This window comes from Pseudomonadota bacterium (genome assembly GCA_023229365.1).
Taxonomy (GTDB): Bacteria; Myxococcota_A; Polyangia; order JAAYKL01; family JAAYKL01; genus JALNZK01.
Genome location: JALNZK010000106.1, coordinates 1 through 18,660, shown reverse-complemented (window position 1 = coordinate 18,660; position 18,660 = coordinate 1). Strand labels below are relative to the sequence as shown.

The window sequence follows — 18,660 nt, the reverse complement described above, 5'->3', positions numbered from 1 at the left end:
GATGTCGCCGGTCTTCTTCGGCGGCTCCGGCTTCGGCTCGGCCTTCGGCTCGGCCTTCGGCTCGGCCTTCGGCTCGGCCTTCGGCTCCGGCTTCGGCTCGGCCTTCGGCTCGGCCTTCGGCTCGGCAGGCTTCTCCACCTTGACGAGGGTCGCCTCGACGACCGCCTTGTACGCGCCGTCCGCGAAGGTGAAGTCGGACTGCGACACGCTGCCCGACACGTCCTGATATCCGGGCTTCGACATCGTGTACGCCAGATCCGAGGTCATCCCCTTCTGCGAGATCACCCTCGGCGTCTTGCACAGCCACTTGTCGCCCGACTTCACCCCGGCGCCCGGCGGCGTGCTCTTGAACTCGAGATCGACCTTGGCCGGGGCGAGCTTCATCTCGACCTTCAAAGGCTCGCCCTCGCCCGGCACGGCCTTCTGGGCCAAGGGCGCGTAGCCGAACAGCCGCGCCTCGATCGCGATCTCCTGCTGCGGGGTCAGGCCGTCGATCACGAGCGGGGTCACGCCGTCGCGCGCCGCGCCGTCGATCGTGACGGAGGCGCCGGCAGGCGTCGTCGCGATCTCGATCTTCGCCATCGGCTTCGGCGGCTCCGGCTTCGGCGGCTCCTCTTTCGGCGGCTCCTCTTTCGGCGGCTCCTTTTTCGGCGGCTCGGCGGTGGCATCTCCCTGCGCCACCTCCCCGTTCCCTTCCTGCTCCGGCGCGTAGAACCCGAAGTAGTAGATCGCGCCGGCCGCGCCGGCGAGGAGGAGCAGCCAGACGATCGGCGGCACGCCGCGCCGCTCCTTCGTGTCGGCGCCGATGCGGACCGCGGCCGGCTCGGCCGGTTTTTCCGCGGGCTTCGCCTCCTTGCGGGGCTCGGCCGGCTTCGGGGTCTCCTTCACCTCCGCCTTGGCCGGCGCCGGCGCCGGCGCCGCGACCGCCGCGGCAGCCTCCTTCTCCTCGGCCTCGGCGGGTGACGGCTCCTTCTCGGCCGCCGCCGGCGCGTCGTCTTTATCGTCCGCTGCGGGCGCCTCCGTCGCGGCAGCCTCCTTCTCCTCGGCCTCGGCGGGCACCGCGGCGTCCGTCGGCGGGCTCGAGTCGCTGGAGCCCAGCGCGGTGTCGATGGCGCTGGAGATGTCCGCGAGGAACCCGCCGGCAGGTGCCGCCGCCGGCGCGCCGTCTCCCTCTGCGGCGTCGGCCTCGTCCGTGTCGGTCGGCGCCGCCGGCGCCCCGGACGCTCCCTTCGAGCTCGGCCCCATGCCGATCATCGTGCGCTTCGCGCCCTTGGGCATCGCCTGCGGACGGACCGGCGCGATCGGCTGCGGCGGTCCCCCGCCTTCGTCGTCGGTTTCGCCTTGGGTCTCGACGATGATAGGCGGCTCGCCCGGCGGCTTCCCTTCGCCCTGCTGCGAGTCCCCCATCATGACGTCGAGGTTCGCGCGGCTCGACTCGTCGAGCTTGATGAACTTGATCCCCATCCCGGCCGGGGCTTCTTCGCTGACGTTCTCGTCGCGTCGCCAGACGACCCTGCCCACTCCCTGGATGAGCGACTTCTCGTCCTTCAAGCAGATGTCGAACTTGATCAGCGTGCCGATCGGCATCGGGCTGTCCGTGCGGATGAAGATGCCGCCGCGGCTCAGATCGCGCGAGTAGTGCTCGATGAACTCGGCGATCGTCGCGCTCTTGAACCGCACCTTGAGCCCGACGGGGATCCGTTTGTCGCGCCGCTCGTCTTTCGTCATTTTCCGTCCTCCCCTGCGCTGCGCCGGCGAACGTTACTGCTGCGTCATGGTCAATGTGTAGCTGATCTTGTTCGCCTTGTCCCCGTTCAGGACGCCGCGACCCGCGCCGCTGAACTTGCCCGCGCCCTTGCGGAGCATGCGCGCCTTGATGTCGAGCTTGACGGGCGACAGGTTGTACGTGCCGACCACGTGGAACCCCGCCGCCTTGGGATCGCTGATGGTGCCGGAGATCCCGGCCTGGCGCCCCACCGACCCGATCCGGAGGCTGCCGTCGCCGGCCTTGTAGATGCGGCACCCGCTCGCCGGCGGGTTCAGGCCGAACGGGAACTCCTTCGAGGTGATCTGGCACATGTAGTTGCCGACCAGCTCGTCACCGGTCGTCGCCGGCCCGGAGATCGCCTTGTCGACGCCCCCCCCGGTCCCCTTGCCGGTCGTGGTCGTCTCCGCCACCGGCTCCTCGATCGGGACGAGCGGGGTCTCGGGCGGCGGGGCCACGACGACCGGCTGCGGGACGATCGGCTGCGCGATCACCGGCTGCGGGACGACCGGCTGCGCGATCACCGGCTGGGGCAGCTGGGGCAGCTGCTGCGGCTCGCTGCTGCAACCGAAAACGACGAGCGCCACGAGCGCCGGCGCGACGAAACGGGCAAATGATCCGGAATGATTCTTGGTCACGATATCCTCCCTCTCGTTTGGAATGACCTGTACTAACACAAACTTCGTAAGAGTACCAAGGGGTTCGGCTCCGCCGGCCGCGGAGCGAAGCGGCGGGTTCGTCTCCTGGCTACTCCACCTTGATGATGTTCAGGAGGGTCGTCTGGATCGCCTCGACGGCGCCGAAGGTGAGCCCCTCGCCGGAGGCCGATCCGACGCCGCGGCGGTCGATGGTGAGCATGTTGATGAACGCGATCGCGCCGAGGCCGGACTCGGCCATCATGTCGGCCGGGATGGTGAACGCGCCGTCGTCGGCCACGCGGCACACGACCGACGTGCCGTCGCTCTGGCCGCCCGAGATCGTGATCGTGAGATCGCCGTCCGGGTTCGAGCCCGCCCACGCGAGCGGGAGCGCCGCCGTCATGCTCGCCTCGATGCCGTACATCCCCTCCATCGCCATCTCCACGAGCGGCGGCGAGGTCAGCGCGAACTGCGGCGCCACGTACAGCTCGCCGTCGTACGCGCCGAGATCCGAGACGCCCCCGCCGTCGCCGGAGATCGTGTAGGTCACGTCGTACGCGATCGTCCCGGTCGCCAGCGTGCCGTCGCCCGCGCCGTCCGGCGTGTACGCGCCGCTCTGGCCCGCGTTGTAGGCCATCGTGACGGGCCCGGTCGCGAACCCGTCGACCGTGAACGGCCCGAGATCCATGGGCTCCCGCGGCGTGACGCACGACTCGGTGCCCGGGATCGGGTTCCCGCTGTCGTCCTGCTCGGGCAGGCACTCCTGCTCCGGCGCGCAGTCCTCGGGGCCGTCGCACTCGGGCACCGGCGTCTCCTCTGCCTGCACGACGCACGTGTCGAGCGGGATCTCCGCGGACTCGGCCTCCTCGAAGTCCTCTCGCGCCGTGGTCCACAGGATGCCGGTCGCGAGCTCGATGGGCGTGTTCATCATGTAGACCGAGCCTATCAGGAGCGTCAGGTTGATCCCCGGGTCCTCGGGGTTGAACTCCGCGTCCGAGTCCGTGTCCGCGTCCGTGTCCGCGTCCGTGTCCGTGTCCGCGTCGCCGCCGTCGGCCCCGCCGTCGGTCGCCGAGGACGATCCGCCGTCGCACCCGGCGCAGAGGGCGATCGCGAGGAACGCGAATGATGAAATGAAAACCGAAAAGAATGCCTTTGTCATGACTCACCTCGTCTGAAGCGACTTCCGCGCTACTAGTGGACATTACCAGATTATCAGGATGTCCCAAACGCCGCCGGCCGGGCGGCGCCAAAGATCAGATCAGATAGAAGTGCAGCACGAAGCGCACGAACGGCGCCACGACCCAGATGTCGGGACCGTTGCCGTCCGAATAGTCCTCCGGATCGACGATCTCCCGCGCGAACTTGTCGGACGCGAAATGAACGTGCAGGCCGAGCTCCAGGCCCCACGAGAAGAACCCCTCGGCGTTCAGCATCTCGAAGCCGTAGCCGATCTGCCCGTACGGGCCCTGGCCCATGTCGAACCCGCCGCGGAGCGGAATGTAGTGGTTTCGGTGCAGGTAGAACAGAACCGCCGCGCCGCCGGAGATCAGCTTCCACCGCGCGTCGTCGGCGGTCACCGGATCCATGAGCCCGGAGACGATGACGTAGACCTGGGGCGGGCTCCAGCCGCCGCCGATCTCGAGGCCGATCCAGGGGAGGTACCTCGCGGGCACCGGGATCCGGCCGCGCATGTTGATCGCCGCGAGGCCGTAGCCGCCCATGGAGCCGAACCCGAAGGCGAAGTGCAGGGTCTGGATCTCCTCCTCCTCGGGCTTCACGAGCTCGGGCGACTTGTGCGCGTCGTCGACCTCCGCCGCAGGCGCCGCCGCGTCCGGCGCCGGGGGGAGGAACGGCTTCGCGATCGGCTCGGGCTCGCCGCGGATCTGCCGCAGCGCCCGCGCGGCCGCCGCGCGGACCGCGTCGTTGGCGTCGCCCGTGGCGACGAACTGGAGGAGCTCGGCGTGCGCGGTCGCCATGAGCGTCCCGAGCGCGCGGCACGCGGCCTCGCGCACCTCGGCGACGGCGTCCGAGCGCGCCATGGAGGCGAGCTTGTCCGCGGCGCTCGCGTGGCGCTGCGCCTCGACCTCGGCGATCGCGGCGACGCGCGTGGTCGGCTCCGCCGAGAACAGCCCCTCGGGCAGCGGCTGCGCGTCGGTCTGCGCGGCCGCCGCCGCGGCAAGTGCGGCCGCCGCGGCGAGAACGAACCCGAAGATCACGTGGCGATGAATGCACATCGTGTGGACCTCCTTCGCGCGCGCTAGCCGGCGCGCTCACAGAAGACCTTCGGCGCCCACTCCGTGCCCGCGAGGCCGGGCCGGATCAGCTTCGTCACGATCGGCTCGCCGGCGGCGGACACGTCCGCCACCGCGATGATGTCGAACGCGGACACGAGGAGCCTCGCGGCCTGCTCCGGCCACGCCGCGATCCCGGCCGCCGCGAGCCCGGAGGCGAGCTCGTGGTCCAGCGCGCGCTCGGCGGTGAGCGGCAGCTCGGCGACGAACCCCTTGCGCCCGGCGGCGCACGCGATCAGCTCGGGCACGTCGTCCCACCACGCGCCGCAGGCGGCGATCCACTCCGGGCTGAGATCCACGGCGCGGGGAAGGAGCGACCCCAGCCCCGCGGCGCGGAGCTCGCCCTTGCGCAGCCCGTGCGCGGCGAGCCCGACGCGGCGCGGGCCGCCGAAGCCGAGCAGCGGGATGTCCTCGACGCCGACGATCACCTCGGTCGCCGGGATGAGCCGCACGACGTCCGCGACCGCGGAGAGGCGGTACGGGAGCGCCGATCCCACGACCGCGATCCGCGACCTTCCGATCACGGCCTTCTCGAGCGCCGCGCGCATCTCGCCGTCGAAGCCGGTCACCGCGCCCGCGGCGTCCCGGATCCTCGGCGAGAGGTTCTTGTAGATCGACGCCGAGGTGCCGGACGACGCGACCGGCGGGAGCGCGGCGAGCACCATGGCGCCGTCCTCGAGGCGGTAGCGCACGAGCCCCGGGACCCCGCCCTCGTCGCGGCCCGGGACGCCCGACCCGAGGCACCGCAGCGCCTCGGCCAGCGCGTCCTCTCCCACGAACCCGAAGCCGGCGGGCGACCAGCCGCCGCGTCGGCGCAGGAGGACCGTGTCCGCGCTCAGGATGCGGATCTCCCTGACCTCGGCGTCCTCGAGCCACGCCGAGAGCGGGCCGAGGTCGACCGCGGCGCGGAACGCGCGGGAGAGGAGCCGCTCCGTCTCGTGCGTGGGCGGGAGCTTGCCGTGGCTCACGAGCTCGTCGACCGTCTCCCGCAGCACGATCCGCACCTTGCCCGCGGTGCCCTCGTCCACGCGCGCGGGCAGCTTGCCGAGCTCGATCCGCTTCACCTGCCGCGCGAGCGCCTCGAGAAGCTGCTCGACGTGGGCGTCGGTGGCCGGGGCCGGGATCGCCGGTTGCGGCGCCGCCGGCTGCGGCTTCGGCGCCGCCGGCGCCGGCCTCGGCGTGGTCGACGGGCGCGGCAGCGGCGCCGGGGCGTGCGCGGCGCTCGGATCCACGGAGGAGAAGACCGCCGGCTCCTCGGTGGGCCGCGGCGCGGGCCGCGGCGGCGCGGCCGCGGCGGCGGTGGACGGGACGGGCGAGGGGACTGTCGCGTCGGCGAGGCGCTTCGACGGCCGCACGGGCGCGACCTTGGCGCGCGGCACGGGCAGCTTGGGCGCGGCCTCCTGGGCGGGCGGGCTCGGGATCGGCCGAGCGGCGGATGCCTCGGCGGCGGAGACGTCCTCGAACCCGATGATGAACTCGCCGATGTAGACCTTGTCGCCGGTCACGACGAGCGCGGTCTCGGTGATCCGCCGCCCGTTGATGTACGTGCCGTTCGTGCTGTTGAGATCGGTGAGGCGGAGCTCGCCGCCGCGGTGCTCGAGCCGCGCGTGCTGCTTCGAGACGTTGCCGCGGGGCAGCACGATGTGGTTGCCCTGGACCCGGCCGATGGTGATGACGTCCTCGTCGAACTCCATGCGGCGCTGGCTTCCACCCTTCTCCGCGACCGTGATCGTGAACATCCGAGCTCTCCCTTCCTCACCCGGCCCCGTCTCGGGACGCGGGCTGCGCGGCGCCCTCGGGCGCCCGGAACCATTCGAAGAACACGTCGAGCGCAGCTCGGCGGCCGGGCTCGAGATAGTCGAAGTTGACCCCGCGATCGCTGATCTCCCAGAAGTCGCGCTCCGTGATCCCCGCGAGCTCGCCGCGGATCGACGCGAGGCGCGACGGGAGCTCGGCGCGCATGTCGTCGAAGATCACGCGGGCCGCGGCCTCGTCGCCGCGCATGAGGTAGAACGTCGCGAGCTTCACCTGCGCCTTGCGCACGCCGCGCAGCGACGCCTCGAGATCGTGCCCCTCCTCGGCTTCCTTGTCGACCTCGAGGAAGATCCCGAGCAGCTCGCGGCGCCGGGGGCTCGCGAGCTCGAACGCGAGCTCGTTCAGCCGGCACAGGTCGTACGCCGCCGTCTCGAGCACGAAGCGCAGCCCCGCGCCGAACCCGAGCTGGCCGTAGTACTGGAACCGCCGCGCGATCTCCAGCGCGATCTCCTCCCGCCCGTTGCGCAGCGCGGCCTCGGCGAGGAGCCGATACTGGTTGAGCACGTTGTAGGCGGTGCGGACGTCCTGCCCGTTGATCGTCGCCCGCATGTACGTGTTGAAGAACTTGACCGCGAGCGCGACGACCTCGGCCTCGTCGAGCGCCATCGCCTCCTCGGCGGTCTTCCGCGTGTTGATCGCGATCAGGTAGTTGATGTCCCGCGCCCGGTTGAGCGTCTCGCCGTAGAGCATCTGGTACTGGCGCAGGATCTTCATCTCGAACCAGAAACGCCCGCTCTCGATCCCGGCGAACACGTCGTCCTGCATCGAGACGAAGTCCGGGTTCTCGCGGATCATCGCGTCGAGCGAGAAGAACGCGCCGCCGAAGGCGCGCTTGACGGAGAGGTAGTCGCGCATGAGGCCGCCGAGGCTGTCGACGGCGTGCATGCAGATGACCTTGTCCTTGCTCTCGAACGCGTTGAGGGCGACGTCCGCGAGCTGCTCGACGCTCCGCACCGCGAGCTGCCGCTGGCGTGGGCAGGCGATCCCGCCGCGGCCGGCTCTCCGGATCGCGGCGAGCGCGGCGCCCGCCATGCGGTCGATGATGTTGTGCGGGTTCAGGAACGCGAAGACGAACGCAAAGTACGGCAGCAGCATGAGCAGGCACGTCGTGATCGTGATCGTTGCGACCAGGCTCCCGTAGTGCGGATCGGCGTCGGCGGACCTCCCCGTGAGCGCGGTCCAGACGCACAGAAGGCAGGTGACGACGAAGAAGCCGAGCACGCCCTGGTTGACGTGGGAGGCGATGAACAGCTCGGTGATCCGCGAGGTGTAGCGGTTCGAGGCGAGCTCGACGATGATCGCCACGACCGTGATCGCGATGCCGAGCACGCCGGCTATCACCTCGGGCATGTTGCTGAACGCGCTCGCGCCCGCGGATCGGAACGCGAGATCGAAGAACCCGCCGACGGTTCCACCCGGGTTGTCGAGCGCGTAGACGATCCCGTATCCGCCGATGCTGACGGCAGCGGTGGCGAGCAGGACGACGGCCCAGCCGTAGGAGCCGTATTTGCGGCGCTGCGCTTCGTGCATGACAGCCGCAAGAAGGTATCCCGCGACCCGGCCGCGGTCAATCGGCCGCCCTGTGCTAGGATGGGCCGTGCACGCCGTCGGAAAGTGGCGCCTCGCGGCGTTCGGGTTCGGGCTGGGCGCGTGGGCGACTTTCGCGCAGGTCGTGCTCGTCCGCGAGGCGCTCGCCGTGTCGTCGGGCGACGAGCTCGTGCTCGGGCTCGCGTTCGCCCTGTGGCTCTGCGGCGTGGGGCTCGGCGCCGCCGCCGCGTCGAGGCGCCCGATCGGGGGCTCGGGGCCATTCGCCGCGCTCGTAGTCGCCGGCCCGGCGTCCTTCGCCGCGCTCGCCGCGCTGCGCTTCCACCTGGAGATCCTCGGCGTGCCCCCGGGCGGCGCGCCGGATCCAGGGTGGGCGGCGGCGATCCTCGCATTGGCGTTCGTCCCGCCGGCGTTCCTCGTCGGGTTCTCGTTCACGATCGCGGCGCGCGGCGCGCGCGACGGGGACAGGCGGCCAGCCACGCGCATCTACGTCGCCGAGGCGGCGGGCGCGCTCGCCGCCGGCCTCGCGTTCAGCCTCGCGCTGTCGACGCGCCTTCCCCACGTCGCGGTGCTCGCGCTCGCGTGGGCCGTCTCGCTCGCCGCGTTCGGGATCGCGGCCGATCGGTCCCTCCCCCGCTGGGGGTCGCTCGCGGCGGCGCTCGCGGCGACAGCCGCCTTCGCCTCCGGCGCCGCGTCCGGGATCGACGCCGCGATGACGGCGCGCTGGTTCGCCGTCGATCCGTCCCGGGGCGCGCTCGCGGCGACCGCGAAGAGCGCGTACGGCAGGCTGGCGCTCGGCGAGCGGGGCGGCCAGTACGCCGTCGTCGTCGACGGCCGGCCGGCGGAGGTGTTCCCGGACCCCTGGGAGCGGCCCGTGCAGGTGCACCTCGCGCTGGCCGAGCACGCGCGCCCCAGGAGCGCGCTACTGATCGGCGGCGGCCCGACGGATCGCCTCGGCGCGGCGCTGTCCCACGGCCTCGACCGCGTCGTGCTCACGTACCTCGACGGCGCCGAGCACGCCCTATGCGCGCCGTTCTGGCCGGCCGAGACGCGCCGGGCGATCCGGGACCCGCGCGTCGCGCTCGTCCGCGGGGACGGCCGGCGCTTCGTCGCGGCGACGCGGGAGCGCTTCGACGTCGTCGTGATCGCGAGCCCGCCGCCGCGGACGGCGCGGGCCAACCGGTACCACACGAGCGAGCTGTTCGCCGCGGTCGCGAAGGCGCTGCGCCCGGGCGGCGTCGCCGCGTTCCGCGCGCCGGGCGGCGCCAACGTCCTCGCCGAGGAGGCGGCGCGGGCCGCGGCTTCGTCCTGGCGCGCGGTCAAGGCCTCGCTCCCGGTCACCCTGCTCGTCCCGGGCACCGAGACCACGATCCTGGCCGCCGCGGCACCGGGCGACCTCGTCGCCGATCCCGAGATCCTCGCCGCGCGCTTCCGATCCCGGATCGACGCGCCCGGCGGCTTCGTCCCCGAAAGGTTCAAGGATCTGCTCGACCCGGGCCGGGCGTCGGCGTTGCGCGCGCGCCTCGAGGCGACCGCCGCACCCGCGAACACAGACGCGCGGCCGTACGCCTACCTCGCCGGCGTCGAGCTCTGGGAGCGGCAGATCGGCTCCGGCCTCGGGCGAAGCGGCGGCACGGCGACAGGTTTCGCGGGGCGCTTCGGCTGGACGCTCCTCGCCCTGCCGATCGCGCTCTGGATCGCGCTCCGGATCGCGACAACGGTCAGGCGGCGGCGCGGCGCCTTCGACGCGCTCTTCTCCATCGCGACGACGGGGGCCGCCGGCATGGCGATCGAGCTCATGGTGCTCTACGCGTTCCAGACCGCGGCGGGAGTGCTGTACACGGCGCTCGCGGGGATCCTCGCCGCGTTCATGGCCGGGCTCGCGGCGGGCGCCGCGATAGGCGCCCGCACGCTGGGATCCGGGACGGCCCGCGCCGCGGTCGCCGCGGATCTCGTCGCGCTCGGCCTGCTCCTCGCGACGGGCCCGATCCTCGGCGCGGCGCTCTCCCGCGCGTGGCTCGCCGTGGTCTGGTCCGTCGTGGCCGGCGCCGCGACCGGCGCCGCGTTCCCGGCGTTCCTCGCGGTCATCGCGCGCGAGCGCGGCGCGGACGAGCGGGCGTCCGCCGCCCCGATCGAGGCCGCGGATCACCTCGGCGCGGCTTTCGGCGCGCTCGTCACGGGCGTCGTGTGGCTGCCCGCGTACGGGCTCGTGACGACCGCCCTCCTGTTCGCCGGGCTGAAGCTCGCCGCGCTGGTCGGGTCGATCGCGTCCGCTCGGCGCGCGTGATCATCCGGGGTTACGGGGCGGTGAGGTCCAGGGAGACGAGCACGTCGCTCAACGCGGAGACGCTCGCGACATTGACGAGATCCGTCGCGATGGAGAAGACGTAGTCCTCCATGAACACGCTGCGCTTCACGGCGGAGTTCCCGTTGGTCCACCAGTTACCGCACGCTGTTTCGTAGTCGTCGCCCGCCGTCGGCGCCGCGTGGGGCACGCCACCGAGCTGCGTGAACCCGTCCTCGGTGGTGACGTTGTAGACGAGCAGGCCGCTGAACGTCATGTCGTAGCCGTACATCCCTTCGTCGCCGCCCTCGCAGATCGTCATCGGGAGTGCGAGCAGGTCGCGCGACGCGAAGTAGTTGAACGCGAGGTGGTTCGTCGTCGCCTCCGAGGTCGAGCCGCGCGAGCCGATCACCTCGACGTGGTCGAGCAGCGGGTTCGTGGGCTCGGAGATGTCGAAGATCTGGAGCCTCACGCCCTGGAACCACGAGAAGTCGCCCATGTCGTCCGCGTCATAGCCGATGGTGAGGAGGTGGTCCGCGCCCATGAGGTGCATGTACGTGGAGAAACCGGGGATGACCAGCTCGCCGACGACCGCCGGAGCGGTGGGATCCGCGAGGTCGAGCACGAACAAAGGATCGGTCTTCTCGAACGTCACGACGTAGCCCTGGTCGCCCGAGAACCGCACGGAGCGGATGTCCTCGGACGGCGCGATGTGGTCGACCTGGCCGACGAGCTCGAGAGATCCGTCCGTTTCGCCAAGCACGCTCACCGTGCTGTGGGTATCCGCGCTCGGCAGGTGGCCCGTGGTTGTCGCGATGCGGAGATCGCCGTCGTGCTCGTCCATGGAGAACTGGTTGAGCACGCGTCCCTTCACCACGCCGGAGCCGGCGTACTCGGCGGTCCGCGCCGCGGGATCGAGCACGAACTTGTGCACGGTCGTCGCCTCGGGTGTCGCGGCCGGATCGTCGAAGTACCATTCGTCGTCGTAGCCCGCGTAGTGGCGCGAGGCGACGTACATCGACGTCGCGTTGGCATACACCGCGCCGGGCCGATCGATAATCGACGTCATGCCGAGGTCGTCCTCCTGCGCGGGGTCGAAGGTGAACAGGGATATCTGGTTCAGGCCGTCGCCCGACTCGCTCACGAAGAAGCTCTCGCAGTCGGCGAACTGCTCGCTCGTCTCGATCCACTCGCCACCCACGAGCCGGCGATCCCGGACACCCGGCAGGATCGACTCGGGCTCGAGCGCCGCGATCTCCGCCGCGTACTGCTCGATCAGCGCGTCGAACATCCGCTGGATCTCGCACTGGGAGAACGGAAGGTCCGGGCCGCACTCGTTCCAATGGCCCTCCAGCTCGACAGGTATGTTGTCGCCGCCGAAGGACACGTTCGCGCCCATCTGCGGGAACACCACCATGGTGAACGTCGCGCCATCGATGGCGCGCCCGGCGACGAGCGAGCCCCCGAAGTCGATCTCGCGCACGATCTCCGGCGCCGTGAGGTCGGAGATGTCGAGTACCGTGATCTTGAGCGGATGCCCATCACCTACCAGCTCGCAGTCGTACCCGTACGTGCACTCCCCGCCGTAGTACCCAGCCATGTCGAAGACCGGATCGCCGGTCCACACCGCCGGGAGCGAGGAGTAGACGACCGCGCGATCCCCGAGCACGAACATCTTCTTCGGCTCGCCCTCGATCGCCGTGGCCGAGATCCTGTGCGACTCCTGGGCCGGCCACGCGTCGAAGACCTGGAACCGACCGTCCGCGAGCAGGTAGATGGTGTTGCCGTCGTTCTTCACGAAGTCCGGCTCGTCGACGCCCTCCACTTGGTTGTTCGTCGTCGAGTAGTCCTCGGCGCCGTCCGAATCCCCGTCCGAGTCCCCGTCCGAGTCCCCGTCGGAGTCCACATCCGTATCCGCGTCCATGTCCGTGTCCGCGTCCATGTCGGAATAGCCCATGCACTCCTCTTCCGACTTCGCCTCCTGCGCGAGGAAGTACGCGCGGTTGGACTCGATCATCGCCACCATCTGGTCGAGCAGCTTCTGCCGCAGCACGTCGACGACCTCGTCGCACCCGGTCGCGCCGCGCAGCGCGGGGTTGCTCATGTGCACCTCCGCGAACTGCGGGACGTGCGCGTCGGACTCGCAGCTCTCTTCGTCGTCGTTGTGCCCGTCGCCCTGTCCGAAAAACGGCATCGGCTTCCCGTTGCAGGCCGCGGCGAGCACCAAGACGAGCGCGATGCCCAGCATTTTCGTCATATCGAAACACGTCATGTCACACCGTCCTTTCTCGCGAATCCGGGTGGGGTGTTGCACATGGTGTGCCAGTCGGAACAAGAGCGGAGCAAGTCATATACAGTAATAAAATCATATAGATAATAAACTGTCGGGCGTGTGCCTGTGCCATATTGTGCCAGGGCGATCCGACCGATCCGGCGGATCCGACCGATCGGTCGGATCTCCGCTCCCCTCCGGAACTGGCACAGCGCCGCGTTTTCGGTGTAATTCCGTCTTGCGGGGCGCTCGCGCCGCGCACGAGGAGGTACAAGCGATGCAAGAGAGAATGGTGTTCGTCATCAGCCCGCCGCGCTCCGGCTCCACGATGCTGCAGCGGATCCTCGGCTCCCACTCGCAGATCTCCACCCACCCGGAGCCGCACATCGTGACGCCGCTCGCGCACCTCGGCTACTACGCGACCGTCGACAAGGCGCCGTACGATCACATCAACGCGGCCGAGGCGGTCCGCGAGTACGTCGAAGAGCTCCCGGGCAAGGAGAACGACTACCTCGACGCCTGCCGCGCGTACCTCGACGTGCTGTACGGCCGCATGGCCGACTCGACCGGCAAGAAGATGATGCTCGACAAGACGCCCGCGAACGCGCTCGTGCTGCCGTTCCTCTCGCGCGTGTACCCGGAGGCGCGCTACGTCGTGCTCACGCGCCACCCGCTCGCGATTCTCTCGTCGTTCGCGGGCTCGTTCTTCGAGGGCGACTACGACGCGGCGGTCGCGTTCAACGACGTCCTGGGGCGCTACGTCCCGGCGATGGCGAAGTTCCTCCGCGAGAAGCCGGCGCCCGTCTACCACATCAAGTACGAGGATCTCGTGAAGCAGCCCGAGGCGAAGATGGCCGAGATCTTCGCGTTCCTCGGCCTCCCCAACGAGGAGGGCGCTGTGAACTACGGGGAGCACACCCACGTCGTGAAGAGCTACGGCGATCCGAAGGCGAGCGCCGAGAAGCGGCCGACGACCAAGTCGGTGAGCACGTGGGCGGTCGAGCTCGCGAACGACGCGCACAAGCTCGAGATCGCGCGCCGCGTCGTCGAGCCGATCCCGGCCGAGGACATCTCCGCGTGGGGCTACGACAAGGAGCGGCTGTTCGACAAGATCGCCGAGGTGGGCGGGGAAAAGCCGAAGAAGGACAAGAAGTGGGCGCTCAACTCGTACCGCCTGAAGCGCAAGCTGTTCATGGCGCTGCGCAAGGACATCCACGAGAGGCCGCTCGGGAGGGCGCTCAAGAAGGTGAAGTACTACTGCGACGTCCTGCTGCGCGAGTAGGCCGTATAATTTTTCATTCCCACCGAACCACAATCGGAAAAATGCGGTAAAATCACGACTAAGCAGTCGGATAGGCGGATCGGCCCTCACGCGGGGAACGGAGAAACGAAATGACATATCGAACCATCGTGTGCCTCTCGCTCGGTGCGCTCCTCCTCGCGGGCGGCGCGTGCTCGAACGGCGGCGGCGGCGGCTTCGCCGGCGACACGGACGGGGACACGGACGTCGATTCCGATTCCGATACGGATTCGGATTCGGACACGGATATCGATTCCGACACCGATTCCGATTCCGACACCGATACCGATGCCGATTCCGACACTGATACGGACGCAGACACCGATACGGACGCAGATTCCGACACCGACACGGACACGGATTCGGACACGGGTGCCGAATGCACGGACGGGGACTCGGACGACTGGTGCCTCCCGTTCGACTGCGACGACGACGACCCGGCCGTCTACCCGGGCGCGGACGAGATCCTGGACGACGGCGTCGACCAGGATTGCGACGGGCTCGACGACGACGTGTCGGGCGGGGACACGGACACGGACACGGATACCGACACCGACACCGACACGGACACCGATTCGGACTGCGACGGCACCTGGACCGACGCGTGCTCGACCCCCACGGGCTGCGTGTCCGCCATGACGAGCGAGGGGCCGTCGTACTGCGACGGGTCCGACAACGACTGCGACGGCACGGTCGACGAGGGGTGCCAGTGCACGATCGGCGAGGTCCAGCCGTGCTTCCTCGGCCCGCCGAACTACCGCGGCGTGGGGGTGTGCGACGACGGCTCCCAGTCGTGCGTCACGTCCGGCGAGTTCGGGCTGTGGGGCCCGTGCACGGGCGGCATCGTGCCTACGCCGGAGGTGTGCGACTACGCGGACAACGACTGCGACGGATGCCCGGACGACGGCCTGTGCTGCGAGCCGCCCATCGACTGCTCCTACGACATCGGCACCGCGACGCCGTTCGTCACCAAGACGATCACCGGGTACCCGGCCATCTACAACGGCACGGATCACGCGACCGCGAGCTGGACGTGGACGCTCAGCCAGGGACCGTGCGACATCGTGCTCGGGACGAACAGCTTCACGATGAACGGCGTCAACACGACGACGCGCAGCGGCACCGGCCTCTCGACGCTCAACCTCTACTTCAACCTGTCCGGAACCTACACGCTCACGCTGACGATCGTGTCGGCCATCAACGGCACGATGACCTGCACCTGGATCGTCCACGTCATCGCCCCGGGGCTGCGGGTGGAGATGTGCTGGGACACGGACGGCACCTCGGACATCGACCTGCGCCTGGGCAAGATCGGGCGGACCACGGACTGGTTCAACACCGGCGCCACGACCTCGGACTGCGGCTACAACAACTGCAAGAATTCGTACTATTCGGTGAACTGGGGCTACGCGATGACCGGCTCCAACCACAACCCGCGCCTCGACATCGACAACATCTCGACGGTCGGCATCCCGGAGAACATCAACCTCGACAACCCGAACGACAGCGACGAGTTCGCCATCCTGTCGCACTTCTACGGGACCTCGTCCGTGACGCACCCGGTCGTGAACATCTACTGCGGCGGAGACCACCGGGCGACGTTCGGCGTCTCGCCCCAGGTCACGGGGTTCGACACGGCCGGCTACTTCGACGGCGGCGACGGCTGGAAGGTCGCCCACGTCACCTGGGACGGCGGCTACTGGGACACGACGTGCGCCATCGAGCCGATCCTGAGCGGCGGCAACTATGTCGTGCAGACCGGGCCGTTCACCTGGCCGTAGGGGGCGGAAGCGGGCGGGAGCCGTCGCAGAAACGACGCAAGTTTCAGAAGGAAGCAACGTCCCCTATTTCGTCCTATTTGGGTCATCCTCGGCGGAGGTCTTCAACGTCGAAAGTGCGTGGTTCGTTTCTTTCGCCGACGGCACGGTGGATTGGAACATCAAAGACGAGGGCGTGGCATCGGTTCGGTGTGTTCGGGTGGTTCCCTAGTGGGAATTGTATCTCTACGGCCGACCCGCGTCCCTCTCGCGATAAGTTATAAAAGGAAGCAACGTCCCCTATTCCCTCCCGCACCCCCGAACCAGCGCGATCAACTCCTGGATCCTCGGCAGCCGCCAGTCGTCGCGACCGCCCAGCACGAGATCGTCGCAGTGCGCGATCGCCTCGTCCTGGATCATCAGGGAGTCGCCCGGCGGATCCTGCCAGCACAGGCCGGTGTGCTCGTCGTACCACTCGCCGTCGGACGTGCAGGGATCGCCGGCGTCGCCCGCGTCCGCTCCGCCGTCGTCTCCTCCACCGCCGCCGTCGCCGCAGCTCATCACGAGAAGAGCGACCAGCGCGGAAATGGATATCGCCGAGCACGCTACACGTCTTGATTCGCCCATTGGTTGATGGATCCTTGGCTGATGGATTTCTTTCATTCGAAAAGGGTTCTTGCCGGACGAAAACCCCTACCGGACAACTTACCATCAATGCTGCTCGAACTGATGAATGCTGACTTTACACACACGGGATCGTTCATCCAAACCCCCCCCCTTACAGGCCGACCCGAGCTGCTCTCCACGAAGCCATGTGGGTCGATAACTGATCCTGCTCCCCCGCCAAGGGGAACGTTTTGGTATGGATCACTAGCCCACTCTCCAATATTGCCCAGCATGTCATACAATCCCCAACCGTTCGGCGTCTTCAATCCCACCGCCATCGCCATGTCCGTGTTCGAGCACGACCACGCGATCTCGTCGACCACCGGGTCCGGCTGGCAGTCTTCCACGTTGTCTGAAGGGGAATCGCCGGCGTACGTTTCCGTCGTCGTTCCCGCGCGCGCAGAGTACTCCCACTCTGCGGTGGTGGGCAGCCGGTAGCCCGGGCACTCGTACACGTTCCCGAACTTCTGTACCTCTCCCGCGCAAACGAAATCGTCCTCGGGCGCTCCGAAACCGCTCCCCACTAGTCCCTCGCACGATGAGAGGTCGTAGCAAGTCTCCAACCCCTCGCTCTCCGAGCGCGCGTTGCAGTACGCGATCGCGTCGAACCAGCTCACGATCGAGACCGGACAGTCGGCGCAGGTCGGGGAAGGAGATGGGTTGGGGAAGCCCATCTCCTCCCACTGCTCTTGGGTCACCTCGGTGGTCTGGATCAGGAACGGGTGTGTCAGGGTGACGTAGACCTGTTCCTCGTTGTTGGCCGAGCGACACGGCTCTGTGGGCGGAGAGCCGTAGAGGAAGCACCCTGCGGGAATCATGCACCAACCGCTCTCGCACGAGGCAATGGCGTCGGGCTGCGTGCAGGTATCCGAATCCGTCCCGGCGTCCGTGTCAGAGTTCGTGTCTGCATCGGTATCCGCATCCGAATCGGAATCAGTTGATGCCGCATCGCCTTTGCTGTTGTTGCCGTCGCTACCACAGGAAGAAACAAACAAACAACACCCGACGATCCCCCAAAGGACCCTAAATATCATTCCCCCGGTCCTATTCATCACTATCCCTCTTCCCTAGATGAAAACCCCGCCGGGGGCGTGTACGCATCAACATTGTTTCTCCCAAGGCCCCGGTTCAGTCGGAATAATGATTAACTCCCGACTGGATGCTTTTGTTGTTAAATACATTAACTTTGTCGGGGTCAGATGCCTCCCATTGGCTCTCAACTGTGGCCAGCAGGTCATCCCAATTCCCTCCACTCGTATCTTCCCAGATGTCGGATATCTGATCCATGGAAAACTCGTTTCCGGTCGTCCAGAGTTCCCAGGTAAGACGCAACCAATCCAATTCTACACCTAGATCTGCCTCTCCGGGATCGCAAACGTAGGTCATAAAGGTGTTGCAGTTACTGCCTGATTCATCCAGGCTGGCAGGGAAAACATGCGGTGGATCCCAGTCAATATTGAGATAGCCCTTTCCCCCGGACAAGAAACAAAAGTATGTTTCTTGCGGGTATGAAAATATTTTTGTCTCGCTCTCACTGCGATTATTGAATACCGCTGTTGAAAAGAAATCCGCAAATCCCTCGCTCTCCGCCGCCTCAATGGGATCTCTAGAACCCATGCAATGTGTATTTCCTCCATATGCTGTAAAATCAATGCATCTGCAAGGACCAGGTGCATCGTCATTGTCAAAACCACTGTTTAATGGTCCACCATTAACGTCTGCCATTCGATGTCCGAAAACGTGCCCCACAAGAAACTTGTACGTCGTCGCATCGTCCCAACCTGTCGCCCCGCTTCCCCTCAAGCAAACATGCCCGGAGCCGTCGTAGTAGGCGCCTCCTTCGTGGGCGTTATTGACCACGCAGTTGGTGGAATCCGTTCGAACATACGTGTATGTATTGTCAGGATATTCAAGTAACGAGTATTGGTTGAGAATTCTACCAGCGATCGGCATGACGTTGGCCTTGGGGCTCGACCAATTGGGAGAAAATGTATGCGTGTAATGATGCCACACAATGAGCGGGCTGCCCGTTGTGAAAGTGGAATTGAGCCAAGTATAGGTCGTTCCCCAACTCCCGCTGTCCGGATTCACGTAGATTCGACGATTGGAACGTTGCGCTTTGGTCGCTTGCCTGAGCCGGTATTGCCTTCCTGCCAAAACGTCAACGAACGGTGTGCAACCCAGGGAGTCCAATTCGCCCCATAGGCGTTAACCGTTTTTTTGCCTTCAACATGTTGTCCGTTCCATGACGGAGGAATGGAAAACCTCGTCAACACTATAGAGTCGAAGGGCTGGGAGATGATCACCGCGCAGCTTCCTAGTCCATG

General features: G+C 67.8%; 14 protein-coding genes. 3 read left to right on the top strand and 11 right to left on the bottom strand.

Features of this window, described 5'->3' with window-relative positions; translation table 11 throughout:
• The 6 genes from M0R80_25155 to M0R80_25130 all read right to left on the bottom strand — a co-directional run.
• Positions 1–1,728, bottom strand: a 1,728-nt coding sequence (locus tag M0R80_25155; protein MCK9462924.1) for a TIGR02266 family protein, incomplete at its 3' end; no start/stop codon positions are given.
• 33 nt (positions 1,729–1,761) lie between these two features.
• On the bottom strand, positions 1,762–2,403 hold the full coding sequence (locus tag M0R80_25150) for a hypothetical protein (GenBank protein MCK9462923.1): 642 nt from the start codon (positions 2,401–2,403) through the stop codon (positions 1,762–1,764).
• 109 nt (positions 2,404–2,512) lie between these two features.
• Positions 2,513–3,562, bottom strand: coding sequence for a hypothetical protein (locus tag M0R80_25145; GenBank protein ID MCK9462922.1), 1,050 nt, complete (start codon positions 3,560–3,562; stop codon positions 2,513–2,515).
• 94 nt (positions 3,563–3,656) lie between these two features.
• The gene (locus M0R80_25140) at positions 3,657–4,637 is read right to left on the bottom strand and encodes a HEAT repeat domain-containing protein (protein ID MCK9462921.1); all 981 of its coding nucleotides are present in this window, start codon (positions 4,635–4,637) and stop codon (positions 3,657–3,659) included.
• A 23-nt stretch (positions 4,638–4,660) separates the two neighbouring features.
• Positions 4,661–6,433, bottom strand: coding sequence for an FHA domain-containing protein (locus M0R80_25135; protein MCK9462920.1), 1,773 nt, complete (start codon positions 6,431–6,433; stop codon positions 4,661–4,663).
• A gap of 16 nt (positions 6,434–6,449) precedes the next feature.
• Positions 6,450–8,039, bottom strand: coding sequence for a DUF2254 domain-containing protein (locus M0R80_25130; GenBank protein MCK9462919.1), 1,590 nt, complete (start codon positions 8,037–8,039; stop codon positions 6,450–6,452).
• A gap of 67 nt (positions 8,040–8,106) precedes the next feature.
• On the opposite strand from M0R80_25130, the gene M0R80_25125 reads away from it, so the two are divergent.
• Complete coding sequence (locus M0R80_25125; protein MCK9462918.1) at positions 8,107–10,341, top strand: hypothetical protein; 2,235 nt, start codon at positions 8,107–8,109, stop codon at positions 10,339–10,341.
• Positions 10,342–10,351: 10 nt separating this feature from the next.
• On the opposite strand, the gene M0R80_25120 is transcribed toward M0R80_25125, so the two are convergent.
• Positions 10,352–12,136 (bottom strand): beta-propeller domain-containing protein, encoded by a 1,785-nt coding sequence (locus M0R80_25120; GenBank protein ID MCK9462917.1) that lies wholly within the window; start codon positions 12,134–12,136, stop codon positions 10,352–10,354.
• A gap of 751 nt (positions 12,137–12,887) precedes the next feature.
• Between M0R80_25120 and M0R80_25115 the strand changes: the two genes are divergently transcribed.
• Both M0R80_25115 and M0R80_25110 read left to right on the top strand, forming a co-directional pair.
• Positions 12,888–13,892 (top strand): sulfotransferase, encoded by a 1,005-nt coding sequence (locus M0R80_25115; protein MCK9462916.1) that lies wholly within the window; start codon positions 12,888–12,890, stop codon positions 13,890–13,892.
• Between the two features lie 110 nt (positions 13,893–14,002).
• Positions 14,003–15,691 (top strand): MopE-related protein, encoded by a 1,689-nt coding sequence (locus M0R80_25110; GenBank protein MCK9462915.1) that lies wholly within the window; start codon positions 14,003–14,005, stop codon positions 15,689–15,691.
• Positions 15,692–15,967: 276 nt separating this feature from the next.
• Here M0R80_25110 and M0R80_25105 read toward each other — a convergent pair whose 3' ends face one another.
• The 4 genes from M0R80_25105 to M0R80_25090 all read right to left on the bottom strand — a co-directional run.
• Positions 15,968–16,228, bottom strand: coding sequence for a DUF1566 domain-containing protein (locus M0R80_25105; protein MCK9462914.1), 261 nt, complete (start codon positions 16,226–16,228; stop codon positions 15,968–15,970).
• 98 nt (positions 16,229–16,326) lie between these two features.
• A complete protein-coding gene (locus M0R80_25100) occupies positions 16,327–17,385 on the bottom strand; it encodes a formylglycine-generating enzyme family protein (protein MCK9462913.1) in 1,059 nt (352 codons plus the stop codon).
• 76 nt (positions 17,386–17,461) lie between these two features.
• On the bottom strand, positions 17,462–18,424 hold the full coding sequence (locus M0R80_25095; GenBank protein MCK9462912.1) for a hypothetical protein: 963 nt from the start codon (positions 18,422–18,424) through the stop codon (positions 17,462–17,464).
• On the bottom strand, positions 18,421–18,660 hold a 240-nt coding region (locus tag M0R80_25090; GenBank protein ID MCK9462911.1), incomplete at its 5' end, for a hypothetical protein. The genes M0R80_25095 and M0R80_25090, both read right to left, overlap by 4 nt.